Source organism: Ramlibacter sp. G4-7, assembly GCF_057784995.1.
On record NZ_JBYNTT010000005.1, the window covers coordinates 124,936 to 139,431 of the forward strand.

Annotated in this window: 14 protein-coding genes; 1 reads left to right on the forward strand and 13 read right to left on the reverse strand. The window is 69.5% G+C overall.

Annotated elements, in window-relative coordinates:
- Positions 1-37 precede the first annotated feature (37 nt).
- Positions 38-1,150, forward strand: a complete 1,113-nt coding sequence (locus tag AC3EGR_RS08870) for a PA0069 family radical SAM protein (RefSeq protein WP_488546100.1) — start codon at positions 38-40, stop codon at positions 1,148-1,150.
- Here AC3EGR_RS08870 and AC3EGR_RS08875 read toward each other — a convergent pair.
- From AC3EGR_RS08875 to AC3EGR_RS08935, 13 genes are all read right to left on the reverse strand, one after another.
- Entirely contained in the window at positions 1,147-2,058 is a 912-nt protein-coding gene (locus AC3EGR_RS08875; RefSeq protein ID WP_488546101.1) for a cation diffusion facilitator family transporter, read from the reverse strand. The genes AC3EGR_RS08870 and AC3EGR_RS08875 overlap by 4 nt on opposite strands.
- Positions 2,059-2,143: 85 nt before the next feature.
- Positions 2,144-2,692, reverse strand: coding sequence for a hypothetical protein (locus tag AC3EGR_RS08880; protein WP_488546102.1), 549 nt, complete (start codon positions 2,690-2,692; stop codon positions 2,144-2,146).
- Between the two features lie 96 nt (positions 2,693-2,788).
- Positions 2,789-3,943 (reverse strand): molecular chaperone DnaJ, encoded by a 1,155-nt coding sequence (gene dnaJ, locus AC3EGR_RS08885; RefSeq protein WP_488546103.1) that lies wholly within the window; start codon positions 3,941-3,943, stop codon positions 2,789-2,791.
- 120 nt (positions 3,944-4,063) lie between these two features.
- The gene (dnaK, locus tag AC3EGR_RS08890; protein WP_488546104.1) at positions 4,064-6,007 is read right to left on the reverse strand and encodes a molecular chaperone DnaK; all 1,944 of its coding nucleotides are present in this window, start codon (positions 6,005-6,007) and stop codon (positions 4,064-4,066) included.
- Between the two features lie 102 nt (positions 6,008-6,109).
- Positions 6,110-6,661 carry a nucleotide exchange factor GrpE gene (grpE, locus tag AC3EGR_RS08895; protein ID WP_488546105.1) on the reverse strand — a complete coding sequence of 184 codons (552 nt, stop codon included), beginning with the start codon at positions 6,659-6,661 and terminating at the stop codon, positions 6,110-6,112.
- 190 nt (positions 6,662-6,851) lie between these two features.
- The gene (locus AC3EGR_RS08900) at positions 6,852-7,202 is read right to left on the reverse strand and encodes an FKBP-type peptidyl-prolyl cis-trans isomerase (RefSeq protein ID WP_488546106.1); all 351 of its coding nucleotides are present in this window, start codon (positions 7,200-7,202) and stop codon (positions 6,852-6,854) included.
- Positions 7,203-7,222: 20 nt separating this feature from the next.
- The gene (locus AC3EGR_RS08905) at positions 7,223-8,389 is read right to left on the reverse strand and encodes a fumarylacetoacetate hydrolase family protein (RefSeq protein WP_488546107.1); all 1,167 of its coding nucleotides are present in this window, start codon (positions 8,387-8,389) and stop codon (positions 7,223-7,225) included.
- Positions 8,389-8,709 carry a winged helix-turn-helix transcriptional regulator gene (locus AC3EGR_RS08910; protein WP_488546108.1) on the reverse strand — a complete coding sequence of 107 codons (321 nt, stop codon included), beginning with the start codon at positions 8,707-8,709 and terminating at the stop codon, positions 8,389-8,391. Before AC3EGR_RS08910 ends, AC3EGR_RS08905 begins: the two co-directional genes overlap by 1 nt.
- 114 nt (positions 8,710-8,823) lie before the next feature.
- Complete coding sequence (locus AC3EGR_RS08915) at positions 8,824-9,303, reverse strand: MarR family winged helix-turn-helix transcriptional regulator (protein WP_488546109.1); 480 nt, start codon at positions 9,301-9,303, stop codon at positions 8,824-8,826.
- 5 nt (positions 9,304-9,308) lie between these two features.
- Complete coding sequence (locus tag AC3EGR_RS08920) at positions 9,309-11,093, reverse strand: acyl-CoA dehydrogenase family protein (RefSeq protein ID WP_488546110.1); 1,785 nt, start codon at positions 11,091-11,093, stop codon at positions 9,309-9,311.
- A complete protein-coding gene (locus tag AC3EGR_RS08925) occupies positions 11,090-12,718 on the reverse strand; it encodes a tannase/feruloyl esterase family alpha/beta hydrolase (RefSeq protein ID WP_488546111.1) in 1,629 nt (542 codons plus the stop codon). The genes AC3EGR_RS08920 and AC3EGR_RS08925 overlap by 4 nt, the downstream gene beginning before the upstream one ends.
- A gap of 13 nt (positions 12,719-12,731) precedes the next feature.
- A complete protein-coding gene (locus AC3EGR_RS08930) occupies positions 12,732-13,721 on the reverse strand; it encodes a Bug family tripartite tricarboxylate transporter substrate binding protein (protein WP_488546112.1) in 990 nt (329 codons plus the stop codon).
- Positions 13,722-13,755: 34 nt separating this feature from the next.
- Positions 13,756-14,496, reverse strand: coding sequence for an ABC transporter ATP-binding protein (locus AC3EGR_RS08935; protein ID WP_488546113.1), 741 nt, complete (start codon positions 14,494-14,496; stop codon positions 13,756-13,758).

A 14,496-nucleotide genomic window follows, 5' to 3' on the forward strand; every position in this document is an offset into this window, starting at 1 on the left:
GCTTTCGCCGCGCCGCTTCCGGTGGCATACTGTATGGATGGACAGTATCGACCGCAGCACCGACACGACCGTTCCCGAGGTGCGCGTGCCCTTGTCCGCGCTCAAGGGCCGCGGCACGGCGACGTACTTCCCGCACCGCTTCGAGAAGGACGCGCGCGAGGTCTTCGACGACGGCTGGGAGCATGAGGGCGAAGATGCCGGCGGCGGCCCCCGCACCCAGGTGACCTGGGAGACCGCCAAGAGCATCATCGCCAGCAACGACTCGCCGGACATCTACTTCGACCGGTCGATCAATCCCTACCGGGGCTGCGAGCACGGCTGCATCTACTGCTACGCGCGGCCCACCCACAGTTACCTGAACCTCTCGCCGGGGCTGGCCTTCGAGACGAAGATCATCGCCAAGCGCAACGCGGTGGAACTGCTTCGCGCCGAGATGGCCCGCAAGTCTTACCGGCCGGACCTGATCGCGATCGGCACCGCCACCGACTGCTACCAGCCCGTGGAGCGCGAGCTGCGCCTCACGCGCGGCCTCATCGAGGTGATGCACGAGACCAACCATCCCTTCGGCCTCGTGACCAAGTCGAGCGGCGTCGAGCGCGACCTGGACCTCATCGCTCCGATGGCGCACCTGGGGCTCGCCGCCGTCTACGTCACGATCACCACGCTGGACGCGGAGCTGGCCCGCAAGCTGGAGCCGCGGGCGGCCGCCCCGCACCGGCGCCTGCGCGTGTTGCGCACGCTGGCCGAAGCGGGCGTGCCCTGCGGCGTCAGCCTGGCGCCGCAGATTCCCTTCCTCAACGACGACATGGAGCAGGTGCTGGAGGCGGCCTGGGAGGCCGGGGCGCGCGAGGCCTTTTACCACGTGATCCGCCTGCCCTGGGAGGTGGCGCCGCTGTTCCGCCAGTGGCTGGAGACGCACTATCCGCAGCGCGCGGAGCGGGTGATGCACCGCATCCAGGAGATGCGCGGCGGCAAGGACTACGACAGCGACTTCGCCACGCGCATGAAGGGCTCCGGCACCTGGGCACAGCTGATCCGCCAGCGCTTCGACAAGACCGCCAGGCGCCTGGGCTTCAACGCCAAGAAGGTCGACTTCCGCACCGACCTGTTCCGCCCGCCCGCGCCGCAAGGGCAGGGCACCTTGTTCTAGCCTGCCGCCGGGTCCGCCACCGGTTCCAGGAAGATGCGCCGCACCTTTGGAAAGCGCGCGCGCACGGTGCTCTCGATGCGTCGGATGGCCTCGGCGACTTCGCCCGCCGGCAGCTGCGGCGCGAAGTGCACGGCGAAGGTGACCAGCACGTCCTCCGCGCCCACGTACATCGAAAGCACCGGCCCCACGTCCCGCACGCCGGGCTCGGCTCGGGCGATGTCCTGGATGGCGCGGGCGGTCTCCGGCCGCACGCCTTCGCCCACCAGCAGCCCGCGCGACTCGTGGACCAGCAGCACCGCGACGCCCGCCAGCAGCACGCCGATGGCCATCGAGGCCACGCCGTCCAGGCGCGGCATGTCCAGCTTGTGGCTCGCGAAGATGCCCAGCGCGGCGATCGCCAGGCCGGCCAGGGCCGCCGCGTCCTCCGCCATCACGGTGTAGGTCGCGGGGTCCTTGCTGGTGCGCAGCGCCCGCCAGAAGGGCAGGTCGCCTTTGTCGCGCAGGAACTGGCGCAGCGCGATGCCGAAGCTTGCGCCTTCGAAGACCGCTGCGAACGCGAGCACCACGTAGTTCCACAGCGGCTCTTCCAGGGGGTGCGGGTCGCGCACGTGCAGCACGCCTTCGTAGAACGAGACGCCGCCGCCGGCGCCGAAGATCAGCACCGCGACGATCAGGCTCCAGAAGTACAGCTCCTTGCCGTGGCCGAAAGGATGCTCGGTCGAAGGCGGCCGCTGGCTGCGGTGCACCCCTACCAGCAGCAGCAGGCCGTTGGCGGTGTCCACCACCGAGTGGACCCCTTCGGACAGCATCGCCGAACTGCCCGTGATGCCGGCCACGACGAACTTCGTGACGGAGATCGCCGCGTTGGCAGCGATCGCACCGTAGATGGCCAGGCGCGATTCGGACATCCATCGAGGCTGGGGCCGGAGCTGCCGTGCAGGCGGTAGGAACAGCGGGGAGCTCCCTGTAGGAGGCGGCCGGATGCGGCCGGGCTCAGTGCGCGAGGACGAGTCCCGCCGCGAGGACGGCTGCGCCGAGCAACGCAGCGCAGACATTGAACTTCAGTTGCGCCGGACCGGGGAGCCGGCGCACCTGCGCATTCCACACCGCCACGATCGGCAGCACGGCGAGCACCAGCAGCAGCAGGAGGCCCTGCAGGCGCAGGAAGCTGGCCCAGCCCGGCATCCAGCTGGCCGGCCGCCCCTGCCACAGCGCCTCCACCGGCAATTGGTGGCTCCAGAGGCCGTCGGCGCCGAGTGCGGCTGCGATCAGGACCAGGGTGAGCGCGGGCTTGATGGTGCGGCGCCAGCCCAGGAGGCTCAGGACGACGCCGGCCGCGCCGCCGATCACCAGCACCGATGCGAGGGCGTTGCGCCAGTCGTCGCTGCGCTGCAGGAGCAGCCGCCAGAGACCCACGTTGCACGCGAGCGCGGGCCAGAGGCTGCCCCACAGCACCAGCCGCCCCGGATGGGGACGCACGCGCGACTCGCCCGGCATGAGCAGGGTCGAGTACCCGGTGGTACGGAAGAGGCGAAGCGCCATGCCCCGATTGTGGGCTCGGCGTTCGCGTTTCGCACCCGTGCCGTCGGCGCGGCGCCGCCGGCTGTCCCGCGGCCGCCACAGTGGCCGCTTCGCGCGCTACGCGCTGAAGAAGCCTTTCAGCTTATCCGCCCAGGACTCCTCGTTCGGCGAGTGCTTGGCGCCCCCCTTCTTCAGGGACTCGTCCAGTTCCTTGAGCAGCTTGCGCTGGTGCTCCGTGAGCTTGACCGGCGTCTCCACCGCGATGTGGCAATAGAGGTCGCCCGGGTAGGTGGAGCGCACGCCCTTGATGCCCTTGCCGCGCAGGCGGAACTGCTTGCCGGCCTGGGTGCCTTCGGGGATGTCGATCATCGCCTTGCCTTCCAGCGTGGGCACCTCGATCTCGCCGCCGAGCGCGGCGCGGGCGATGCTCACGGGCAGCACGCAGTGCAGGTCGTCGCCGTCGCGCTCGAAGATCGCGTGCTTCTTCAGCCGGATCTCGATGAACAGGTCGCCCGGCGGGCCGCCGTTGGTGCCCGGCTCGCCGTTGCCGGCGCTGCGGATGCGCATGCCGTCGTCGATGCCGGCGGGGATCTTCACCTCCAGCGTCTTCTGGCGCTTGACCTTGCCCTGGCCGTGGCAGGTCTGGCAGGGCTCGGGGATGATCTTGCCGGTGCCGCGGCAATGCGGGCAGGTCTGCTGCACGCTGAAGAAGCCCTGGCGCATCTGCACGACGCCGGCGCCGTGGCAGGTGCTGCAGGTCTTGGCCTGCGTGCCGGGCTTGGCGCCGCTGCCGTGGCAGGTCTCGCATTCGTCCCAGGACGGGATGCGGATCTGCGCGTCCTTGCCCTTGGCCGCTTCCTCCAGCGTGATCTCCATCGCATAGGAGAGGTCGCTGCCGCGGTACACCTGGCGCCCGCCCCGCCCGGGGCCGCCACCGGCGCGTTGCTGGCCGAAGATGTCGCCGAAGATGTCGCCGAAGGCTTCCGCGAAGCCGCCGAAGCCTTCCGCCCCGGGACCGCCCGGGCCGCGCATGTTCGGGTCGACGCCGGCGTGCCCGTACTGGTCGTAGGCACCGCGCTTTTCGGCGTCCGCGAGCATCTCGTACGCTTCCTTGGCCTCCTTGAAGCGCGCCTCGGCGTCCTTGGCGTTGTCCCCCTGGTTGCGGTCAGGGTGGTACTTCATCGCCAGCTTGCGATAAGCCTTCTTGATCTCGTCCTCGGACGCGTTCTTGGGAACGCCCAGGACTTCGTAGTAATCGCGTTTGGTGGCCATGCGTGCTTGTTCAAACAGCGTTCACCACAGAGGCACAGAGGACGCAGGGGAAACGCAGAGGGAAATCCCGAAGGTTCCCCGCGGCCCCCTGCGCCCTCTGCGCCCCTGCGGTGAATCTCTTTAGCCTTTCTTGACTTCCTTGACTTCGGCGTCCACGACGTTGTCGTCGTTGGCCGGACCCGAGGAGGCTTGCTGCGCACCGGCGCCGGCTTCCGCCTGCGCACCCGCGCCACCCGCGGCTTCCTGCGCCTTGTACATCTGCTCGCCGAGCTTCTGGCTCGCGGTCATCAGCGCGTTGGTCTTGGCCTCGATCTGGTCCTTGTCCTCGGACTTGAGGACTTCTTCCAGCTCCTTGGCCGCGGCCTCGATCTTTTCCTTTTCGGAAGCATCGATCTTGTCGCCGTACTCGCTCAGGCTCTTGCGCACGCTGTGCACCATGGCCTCGCCCTGGTTGCGCGCCTGCACGACCTCGAGCTTCTTCTTGTCCTCGACCGCGTTGATCTCCGCGTCCTTGACCATCTTCTCGATCTCGGACTCGGACAGGCCCGAATTCGCCTTGATGGTGATCTTGTTTTCCTTGCCGGTGCCCTTGTCCTTGGCGCCCACGTGCAGGATGCCGTTGGCGTCGATGTCGAAGCTCACCTCGATCTGCGGCAGGCCGCGCGGGGCCGGCGGGATGCCTTCGAGGTTGAACTCGCCCAGCAGCTTGTTGCCGGTGGCCATCTCGCGCTCGCCCTGGTAGACCTTGATCGTCACCGCCGGCTGGTTGTCGTCGGCCGTCGAGAAGGTCTGCGCGAACTTGGTCGGGATCGTCGTGTTCTTCTTGATCATCTTCGTCATCACGCCGCCCAGGGTCTCGATGCCCAGCGACAGCGGGGTGACGTCCAGCAGCAGCACGTCCTTGCGCTCGCCCGAGAGCACCTGGCCCTGGATGGCGGCGCCGACGGCCACGGCCTCGTCGGGGTTCACGTCCTTGCGCGGCTCCTTGCCGAAGAACTCCTTGACCTTCTCCTGCACCTTGGGCATGCGCGTCATGCCGCCCACCAGGATCACGTCCTGGATGTCGTTGACGGACACGCCGGCGTCCTTGATGGCGATCTTGCAGGGCTCGATCGTGCGCGAGATCAGGTCGTCCACCAGCGCTTCGAGCTTGGCGCGCGACAGCTTGATGTTCAGGTGCTTGGGACCGGACGCATCCGCCGTGACGTACGGCAGGTTGATGTCGGTCTGCGTGCTGTTGGACAGCTCGATCTTGGCCTTCTCCGCCGCTTCCTTCAGGCGCTGCAGGGCCAGCACGTCGTTCTTCAGGTCGACGCCCTGTTCCTTCTTGAACTCGGTGACGATGTAATCGATGATGCGCTGGTCGAAGTCCTCGCCGCCCAGGAAGGTGTCGCCGTTGGTGGACAGCACTTCGAACTGCTTCTCGCCCTCGACGTCGGCGATCTCGATGATCGAGATGTCGAAGGTGCCGCCGCCCAGGTCGTACACGGCGATCTTGCGGTCGCCCTTGCCGTGCTTGTCCAGGCCGAAGGCCAGGGCCGCGGCGGTGGGCTCGTTGATGATGCGCTTGACGTCCAGGCCGGCGATCCGGCCGGCGTCCTTGGTGGCCTGGCGCTGGCTGTCGTTGAAGTACGCGGGCACCGTGATCACGGCCTCGGTGACCTCTTCACCGAGGTAGTCCTCGGCGGTCTTCTTCATCTTGCGCAGGATCTCGGCGGAAATCTGCGGGGGCGCCAGCTTCTTGCCGCGCACCTCGACCCAGGCGTCGCCGTTGTCGGCCTGGACGATCTTGTAGGGCATCAGCTCGATGTCCTTCTGCACTTCCTTCTCGGTGAACTTGCGGCCGATCAGGCGCTTGACGGCATAGATGGTGTTGCGCGGGTTGGTGACGGCCTGGCGCTTGGCGGAAGCGCCCACGAGGATCTCGCCGTCTTCCTGGTACGCGACGATCGAAGGCGTCGTGCGGGCGCCCTCGGAGTTCTCGATGACCTTGATGTTGTTGCCTTCCATGATGGCAACGCACGAGTTGGTCGTGCCCAGGTCGATGCCGATGATCTTTGCCATGTTTTTCTCCTATCTGTTCGCCCCCGGGAGGGTGGGAATCAGTCTGTGGCCTAGTTGTGGATAACTGTTACGGATTCAAGGCCGCGCCGGCGCGGGCGGAATTCATTTCGGCCCGGTCACCGTGACCAGGGCAGGGCGCAGCACGCGGTCGGCGATGAGGTAGCCCTTCTGCAGCACGGTCACGACCGTGTTGGCCTCCTGGTCCGCCGGCACCACCGAGATCGCCTGGTGCTGGTGCGGGTCGAACTTCGCTCCCGCCGCGGGGTTGATCTCGAGCACCTTGTTGCGCTCCAGGGCCGCCTTCAGCTGCCGCAGGGTGGCTTCGGCGCCGGCGCGGATCTGCTCGGCCGTCTGGTCCTGGTGGTGCAGGCCGGCCTCGAGGCTGTCGGCTACCGGCAGCAGGCTTTCGGCGAAGCTCTCCAGGGCGTACTTGCGCGCCTTGGACATTTCTTCCTCGGAGCGGCGCCGCACGTTCTGCATCTCGGCCTGCGCGCGCATGTACTGGTCGGCCAGCTCGGAATTCTTCGCGGCGAGCTGCGCCACCTGCGCCTGCCAGTCCTGGGCGGATGGCTGGCCGGCTTCGCTGCCGGCGGCGTCGGGGGCCTGCGAGGCGTCCTGGGGTTGTTCGTTCTGGGTGGTACTGTCGTTGGACATGGGCAAACGCTTGGAGGTCTCTGTCGCCCGGGGAGCTTGGGGCGGCAGAGCCGGTTTCAAGGAGAGGGGTGAAAGAATACCGGGTCCGGAGGCCCGGTGGGGTTCAAGCGCTCACCGTCCGGCGCAAGCGCGCCGCCCACCCCCAGGGGAGGCCGCAGGTGCAGGGAGAGAAGGAAGGCTGCGGACCGCGTCAGCGGGTCTCGAGCAGCTCGACGTCGAACTTCAGCGTGGCGTTCGGCGGAATCACGCCGCCGGCGCCGCGGGCGCCGTACCCCAGGTCCGGCGGGATGACCAGGGTGCGCTTGCCACCGACCTTCATGCCGGCCACCCCTTCGTCCCAGCCCCGGATGACCATGCCGGCGCCCAGCGAGAACTCGAAGGGGTCCTTGCGGTCCCGGCTCGAATCGAACTTCGCTCCCTGCACGCCGTTCTGGAACAGCCAGCCCGTGTAGTGCACGCGCACGTCCTTGCCGGCCTGGGCCTCGGGGCCGCTGCCCACCACTTCGTCTTCGTACTGCAGGCCGCTGGGGGTGGTAATCATGTTCTCGTCTTTCCTTGGTTTCAGAGCAGGCGCCGGCGGGCGAGGTCGCGCATGAGCGCACCCGTGCCGTAGTGCCAGGGGGCGATCCGGTCGCTGGTGTTGACGCGGTTGACGAGTGTACCGAGGCGCGGGGTGGAAATGGCCACCAGGTCGCCGACCGCATGCGTGAACCCCTGGCCCGGACCGAAGCGGTCCTGGGTGGGCGCGAACATGGTGCCGAGGAAGAGCACCAGCCCGTCCGGGTACTGGTGGGTCGGACCGATGGCGTGCTGCACCAGGTCGAGCGGGTCGCGGCTGATCAGGCGCAGGCTGCTGGAGCCTTCCATGCGGAAGCCTTCCGGGCCCTCCACCTGCATGGCCAGCTCGGCCTGCCGCACGTCCGCGATGCCGAAGTGCGCATCGAACAGGCGGATGAAGGGCCCGATGGCGCAGCTGGCGTTGTTGTCCTTGGCCTTGCCGAGCAGGAGCGCGCTGCGGCCTTCGAAGTCGCGCAGGTTCACGTCGTTGCCGAGCGTGGCGCCCACGGTCTCGCCGCGGCTGTTGACCACCAGCACGATCTCGGGCTCGGGGTTGTTCCACTCGCTCTTCGGATGGATGCCGATCTCGCAGCCGGTGCCCACCGCGCTCATGGGCTGCGCCTTGGTGAAGATCTCCGCATCCGCGCCGATGCCCACTTCCAGGTACTGCGACCAGAGGTGCTTGGCGACCAGCACCTGCTTGAGCTGCGCCGCCTCCGGCGAGCCGGGCCGCACCTTGGACAGGTCGTCGCCGATCACGGCGACCACTTCCTTGCGCACGGATTCGGCGAGCGCCGGGTTGCCGCGGGCCTGCTCCTCGATCACGCGTTCCAGCATGGAGGCCACGAAGGTCACGCCCGATGCCTTCACCGCCTGCAGGTCGCAGGGTGCCATCAGCCAGGGCGTGTCCTCCACGCGGCTGTCGGCGCTGCTGTTGCGGATCACCTCCGGCAGCGAGGCGAGCGGCGCGCCCTTGTGCGAGCGCACGGCCGCGGCCGGGTCGGGCAGTTCCATCAGGGCGCTGCTGGTGGGCGCGAGGCGCGACAGGTCGACGAGCGTGTCGCCCTCGACCTTGACGAGGACCGCGCCCTGGCCCTGGAGCCAGGCCCGGCCGACCAGCGTGGCCTGCTGCGCATCGGCGGGCAGCGTCGCCTGGAGGAAGGCTTGCATCAGCTTGTCTGTTGCTTCTTCTTCGCCTGGGCGGCCACCCACCGTGCGGCAAAGGGCTGCAGGTCGGCCAGGCGCTTGAGAAGATCGGTGCCGCTCGTGGTGACACTGTAGCCGTCGCCGTTGTGCTGCATCAGGCCGGCTTCCCGCAGTTCCTTGATGCGCGTGTTCAGCGTGTTGGGCGTGATGCCGCCCACGCTGTCCTGCAACAGGCGGAAGGTCTGCGGATGGCCGTCGCGCAGCGCCCAGAGCACCCGGATCGCATATCTTGCCTCGAGCAGCGCGAGCAGCTGATTGGTGGCGACGTTTTCCTTGGGGCTCATGGCGGGGTGCGGTCCCGCCGCTGCGGGTTTGCAGGGCGGGAGGGGCAGTGTACGCAGCCCTCGCTACTGAAACAATAGCATCGTGACAACGGCGCAACGTCGGGTCGACGAGCGCTAGTCGCTGCGGTAGACCTTCTTGAGCAGGCCGATCAGCGTGCGCAGCTCCGCCGGCGTCAGGCGCGAGGCGAAGTCGGCTTCCAGCTCCGCCGCGGTCTTTTCCGCCTCCCGCATGAGCTTCTGTCCCCGCGGCGTGAGGTGCAGGCCGACGGCGCGGCCGTCGCGCGGGTGCGGCAGCCGCTCGACCAGGGAGCGCTTCTGCAGTGCGTTGACCATGCCCACCAGGTTGGGCGGCAGGATGCCCAGGGCGGTGCAGAGCTGGCGCGAGGTGATGCCCGGGTTGTGCCCGACCAGCGAGAGCACGGAGAAGTCCACCGGCTTGAGTTCGTAGGGCGCCATGCGCTGCACGAACACGTCGATGACCGCCAGCGCCGCGCGTCGCGCGTTGTAGCCCAGGAGGGTCTCCAGGAAGCTGGTGTCGACTTCCTCGACGGCGGGCGGCGGCGTGGTGCGGGCGGAAACTGCTGGCCTCGGCATGGGGTTCAGGCGGCGTTGAGTCGCGGCGTGGCGGCGGCGCACTGCGTGCGCAGGATGTGCAGGCGCAGCTCGAATTCGGGCAGGACGCGCAGCTGCGCGGCGCGCGCGGGCGCCGTCCAGCGCGGCGTGTCGGCACCCGGCGTGCGTGCGATGGCGGACCAGGCCCAGCCCAGGAGGGCGAGGCCGACGGCGCGCAGGTAGTCGTCCGCGGCTTCGTAGGGCAGGGTGTCGTCGTGCGCGGCGGCGGCAACGAGCTCGCGCGTGAGCGCACGCAGCGCCTCGAAGCGCTCGAGCAGTTCGCGGTCACGGTGCGGATCGAGCTCGCCCGCCACGGTGGCGAGCACCGCCGACAGCCCCGCGCCGCCGTCCGGCAGGACCTTGCGCGCGAGCAGGTCGATGGCCTGGATCTCGTTGGTGCCTTCGTAGATCATGGTCACGCGGGAGTCGCGCACGATCTGCTCGATGCCCCACTCCTTCACGTAGCCGTGGCCGCCGAAGACCTGCAGGCAGCGGCTCGCGCCGCCGAAGCCCTGCTCGGTGCAGATGGACTTGAGAACGGGGGTGACCAGGCTGCACCACTGCTGCGCGGCCGCGCGGCGTTGCGGGTCGGGGTGCTGCCGCGCGATGTCGAGTTCGACGCCCGTGCGGTAGGCCAGCACGCGCAGGCCGTCGATCCAGGCACGCTCGGTGTCCAGGATGCGCTGCACGGCGGGGTGGCGAATGATCGGGTCGGCCGCGCCCGGGCCGCGCAGCGCGCCGGGTGCGCGCATCTGTGTGCGCTCCTGCGCGTAGGCGTGCGCCTTCTGCCAGGCGGCGTCCAGCAGGCCGATGCCTTGCAGGGCGACGTGCAGGCGCGCCGCGTTCATCATCACGAACATGGCGTTGAGGCCGCGGCCCGGCTCGCCGACGCGCCAGCCGGTCGCATCGTCGAAGCGCAGCACGCAGGTGGGGCTGCCGTGCAGGCCCATCTTTTCCTCGATGCGTTCGCAGACGACGGGGTTGCGTGGGCGGAGCGTGCCGCCACCCCGGAGGGTGCCCCCACCCCCGCCCTCGCCCAGAGGGGGAGGGGGAGCATCGGCGGGGAGGAATTTCGGGGCGAGGAACAGCGACAGGCCCTTGGGGCCGGCGGGCGCGCCCGGCTCGCGCGCGAGCACCAGGTGCACGATGTTGTCCGTGAGGTCGTGCTCGCCGCCGGAGATGAAGATCTTGGTGCCGCGCAGGCGGAAGCTGCCGTCGGCCTGCGGCAGCGCCTGCGTGCGCGCCAGGCCCAGGTCGCTGCCGGCGTGCGGTTCCGTCAGGCACATGGTCGCCAGCCACTCGCCGCTGGCGATCTTGGCCAGGTAGCGCGCCTTCAGTTCCTCGCTGCCGTGGTGCTTCAGGCACTCGTAGGCGCCGTGCAGCAGGCCAGGCGCCATGGTCCATCCGTGGTTGGCGGCGCTGAGCATTTCGTACAGCACGCCTTCCAGCACCCAGGGCAGCCCCTGGCCGCCGTCCTCGGTCGCGCAGGCGAGCGACGGCCAGCCCCCCTGCCAGAACGCACGGTAGGCGTCGGCGAAACCGGGGGGCGTGCGCACCTCGCCGTCGGCAAAGCGGCAGCCGGGCGCATCGCCCACGGCCTGCAGTGGCGCGACGACTTCGCCCACGAACTTGCCGGCTTCCTCCATGACCTGCGTGAGGAGCGCGGCGTCGGCTTCGGCGAAGGCCGGCAGCGACTGCAGGCTCTCCCCCGCGCGCAGCACCTCCAGCAGCAGGAAGCGCTGCTCCTCCACGGGCGGCTGGTAGGCGTTCATGGGTTGCGGCAGCTGAAGCTGGCCGCGTCCTCGGGGTTGCCGCTGCCGTTGTAGTGCGCGTATTGCGGATACGGGCACAGCGGGCGCGAGCGGCCCGGGTACACCGTGGTGCCGGTGGCGACGATGCGCTGCGGCGGCTGGCCCTTCTCGACCCAGTCCACCAGCGCGCCCAATCCGTCCCAGCTGTCGGTGGCGGCGCCGCCGGCGCAGTGCCCCATGCCCGGGATCAGGAACAGACGCGAGAAGTCCGCGGTCGCGGGGCCGTGCTTGCCGCGCAGGCGCTCGTAGTAGTCGATCATCTCGTGCGGCGAGAAGATCGGGTCCGCCAGGCCGTGCGCGAACAGCAGCTTGCCGTTGCGGGCGCGGAAGCCGGCGAGGTCGACGTCCTTGTCGGTGTCGAACATCCAGTCGTGCGCGTCCATGCGCGCCGGATCGCGGTCGAAGTTGAACGCGAAGATGGACAGCGAGCGGTCCGGCGGCGTGACGAAGTAGCCTTGCAGCGCGTCCTCCATCAGGAACACGTGGCGCGAGTCGGGCACGGCGGTCTGCGACTTGCCCAGCTTCCACGCCCGCCAGTCGTTGGCCGGGTGGCCCAGGCCCGGGTCCCGCGGCCAGCTGAAATAGAGCTTGCGGCCGGCGGAGTCCACCGGCCCGGTGAACATCTTCTCCAGTGCGTTCACCTGCGGCTGCGACAGGCAGCTGGCGTTCTTGGCGCCGCTGCACTGCAAGGCCTTGACGTCGAACTTGCAGGCGGCGGGATGCGACACCAGCCCGTCCGCGAGGCCGTCCTGCGCGTCGCAGGACTGCAGGATGGCATTGCGCACCAGGCCGAGATCGGTGTCGGTGAGCGCGTTGGCCAGCACCGGCTTGCCGTCGGCGCCCGCCGGCGCGATGGCGCCCAGCGCCTGCGTGTCCCAGACAGCGGCGATGGTCGCGCCCCTGGACACGCGCATGGCCGGCGCCATGGCGATCACCCCGTCGAAGTACGAGGGAAAGCGCTGCGTGAACATCATCCCCTGCCGGCCGCCACCCGAGCAGCCGATGAAATAGGAGCGGTCGGCGGGCTTGCCGTACCAGCGGCGGACCAGTTCCTTGGCGGTGACCGCGACGCGGTCGTGCGCGTTGTAGGCGTTGTCCACGCGCGCCACGGGATCGAAACCGAAGTCCGCGCTGGGCCCCTGGTGGCCGGCGTCGGTGGTCACGACGGCGAAGCCGCGGTTCAGCGCATAGCCGGGCGCTGCCTGCGGGCCCACGGCGGGGCGGATCACGCCGTCGTTGCCGCCCCCGCCCTGGTACAGGAAGCGGCCATTCCAGCTGGCGGGCAGGCGCAGTTCGAAGCCGATGTGGTACGGCTTGCCGTCGACGCCCACGCGCTCGTTCATGCGGCCCTGGATGCGGCAGTGGGCGGCCAGCAGCGGGCCCGTGGCCTGGCCTGGCGGCCGCACCGTATCGGCCGCGACCGCTTCGGCTTCGGTGATGCGCAGGCCGGGCACGGCGAAGGCCTGCGCCGCGGCGCTGCATGCGGATGCCGCCGCGGACGGCGCCTGCGGCCCCGGCGCACCGCAGGCGGCCAGGAGGAGGGAACTGCCGGCGACGGCCAGCTTGCGGTGCGACAGGAACTTCATGGTGCTTCCGGTTTCAGCTCTCGGCGGTGAAGCCGATCTTCTTGACGATGGGACCCCAGCGCGTGAACTCGTCCTTCTGGCTCTTGTCCATCTCCGCGGGCGTGGAGCCTTGCGGCAGCAGGGCCGACACGGCCAGCGTGTCGATCACGCTGCGGTCCTTGAGGGCCGCGTTGATCGCCGCATTGGCGTTGGCGATCACGCCGGCGGGCGTGCGCGCCGGCGCGTAGATGCCGAACCATTCGTCCGCGGTCAGTTCCGCGAAGCCCTGTTCGGCATAGGTCGGCACCTCCGGTGCGAACGGCGAGCGCGTGGCGCCCGAGGTCGCGAGGATGCGGATCTTGCCGGCCTTGTGGTTGGCGATGGCGTCTCCCGTGGGCGTGGAGGCCGAGGCGAGCGTGCCGCCCAGCATGTCGGTGATGGCCGGCAGCGAGCCGCGGTAGGGCACGTGCTTGAGTTCCACGCCGTGGTTCAGGCCCAGGAGCGCGCCCAGGAAGTGCGGCGTCGAACCGGCGGCCGGCGAGCCGTAGCTGGCCTTGTCCGGGTTCGCCTTGGCCCAGGCGAGGTAGTCCTTCACGTTCTTCACGCTGGCCGGCACCATGGGACCGACCGAGAGCGCGTGCGTCATCACCGCCACGATGCTCACCGGCGCGAAGTCCTTGAAGGGTTCGTAGCTCAGCTTGGTGTAGATGTGCGGGTAGATGGACATGCACGAGTACGGCGTCAGCAGCAGCGTGGCCCCGTCCGGCGGCGCCGCCTTGACGACCTCGCAGGCGATGCGGCCGCCCGCGCCCACCTTGTTCTCCACCACGGCGGCGTTCTTCGCGTAGGCGGTGCCGCCCAGGCGTTCGGCGATGCGGCGGCTGGTGGCATCGGCCGTGCCGCCGGGGGGGAAGCCGTTGATGATCTTCGGCTGCTCGAAGGCCTGCGCCAGCGCCCGCAGCGGCAGCGCGGACGCGAGGCCGAGCGAGGCGGCCGAATGCACGAAGAGGCGGCGTGTGCTCATGCGGAGGTCTCCTGTGGGGGGAAGGATTCCAGTGTCACCCCGGCGCGGCACGCGCCGCACCCAGGTAAGTCTCTATGACGCGCGGGTCGCCGGCGAGCTGCCTGGCCGGCCCTTGCATGCTGATCTCGCCGGTCTCCAGCACGTAGCCGTAGTCGGCGACCTGCAGCGCCGCGCGCGCGTTCTGTTCGACCAGCAGGATCGACACGCCCTCCCGCCGCAGCCGCTCGATGATCGAGAAGATCTCGCGCACCACCAGCGGGGCGAGACCCAGGCTGGGTTCGTCGAGCATGAGCAGCTTGGGCTGCGACATGAGGGCGCGCCCCACGGCCAGCATCTGGCGCTCGCCGCCGGACAGCGTGCCGGCCAGCTGCGTGCGGCGCTCCTTCAGGCGCGGGAACAGCTCGTAGACGCGGTCCAGGCCGGACTTCCAGCCCGGCACGCGCAACTTCATCGGACGGAAGCCGCCGAGCACCAGGTTGTCCTCCACCGGCATGGTGCCGAACAGCTCGCGCTTTTCGGGGACGAGCGCCAGCCCCATCATCACGCGTTCCTCCAGCGTGCTGTCGGCGATGTCCTGGCCGTCGAAGACGATGCGGCCGCGCGCGGGCAGCAGGCCCATGAGCGCATTGAGCGTGGTGGACTTGCCGGCGCCGTTGGGGCCGATGACGGTGACCACCTGGCCGGCGGGCAGCTCGAAGTCCAGCCCGGTGAGCACTTCGGCGCGGCCGTAGCCGGCATGCAGGGCCTGCACCTGGAGCAATGGCGTGCTGTTCAT

Coding starts and splice junctions, on each gene's coding strand:
- AC3EGR_RS08910 (WP_488546108.1), bottom strand. CDS start 8,709: ATGAGCCCCAAGGAAAACGTCGCCACCAATCAGCTGCTCGCGCTGCTC.
- AC3EGR_RS08930 (WP_488546112.1), bottom strand. CDS start 13,721: ATGAGCACACGCCGCCTCTTCGTGCATTCGGCCGCCTCGCTCGGCCTC.
- grpE (WP_488546105.1), bottom strand. CDS start 6,661: ATGTCCAACGACAGTACCACCCAGAACGAACAACCCCAGGACGCCTCG.
- AC3EGR_RS08875 (WP_488546101.1), bottom strand. CDS start 2,058: ATGTCCGAATCGCGCCTGGCCATCTACGGTGCGATCGCTGCCAACGCG.
- AC3EGR_RS08870 (WP_488546100.1), top strand. CDS start 38: ATGGACAGTATCGACCGCAGCACCGACACGACCGTTCCCGAGGTGCGC.
- dnaJ (WP_488546103.1), bottom strand. CDS start 3,943: ATGGCCACCAAACGCGATTACTACGAAGTCCTGGGCGTTCCCAAGAAC.
- AC3EGR_RS08925 (WP_488546111.1), bottom strand. CDS start 12,718: ATGAAGTTCCTGTCGCACCGCAAGCTGGCCGTCGCCGGCAGTTCCCTC.
- AC3EGR_RS08935 (WP_488546113.1), bottom strand. CDS start 14,496: ATGAACAGCACGCCATTGCTCCAGGTGCAGGCCCTGCATGCCGGCTAC.
- AC3EGR_RS08900 (WP_488546106.1), bottom strand. CDS start 7,202: ATGATTACCACCCCCAGCGGCCTGCAGTACGAAGACGAAGTGGTGGGC.
- dnaK (WP_488546104.1), bottom strand. CDS start 6,007: ATGGCAAAGATCATCGGCATCGACCTGGGCACGACCAACTCGTGCGTT.
- AC3EGR_RS08920 (WP_488546110.1), bottom strand. CDS start 11,093: ATGAACGCCTACCAGCCGCCCGTGGAGGAGCAGCGCTTCCTGCTGCTG.
- AC3EGR_RS08880 (WP_488546102.1), bottom strand. CDS start 2,692: ATGGCGCTTCGCCTCTTCCGTACCACCGGGTACTCGACCCTGCTCATG.
- AC3EGR_RS08905 (WP_488546107.1), bottom strand. CDS start 8,389: ATGCAAGCCTTCCTCCAGGCGACGCTGCCCGCCGATGCGCAGCAGGCC.
- AC3EGR_RS08915 (WP_488546109.1), bottom strand. CDS start 9,303: ATGCCGAGGCCAGCAGTTTCCGCCCGCACCACGCCGCCGCCCGCCGTC.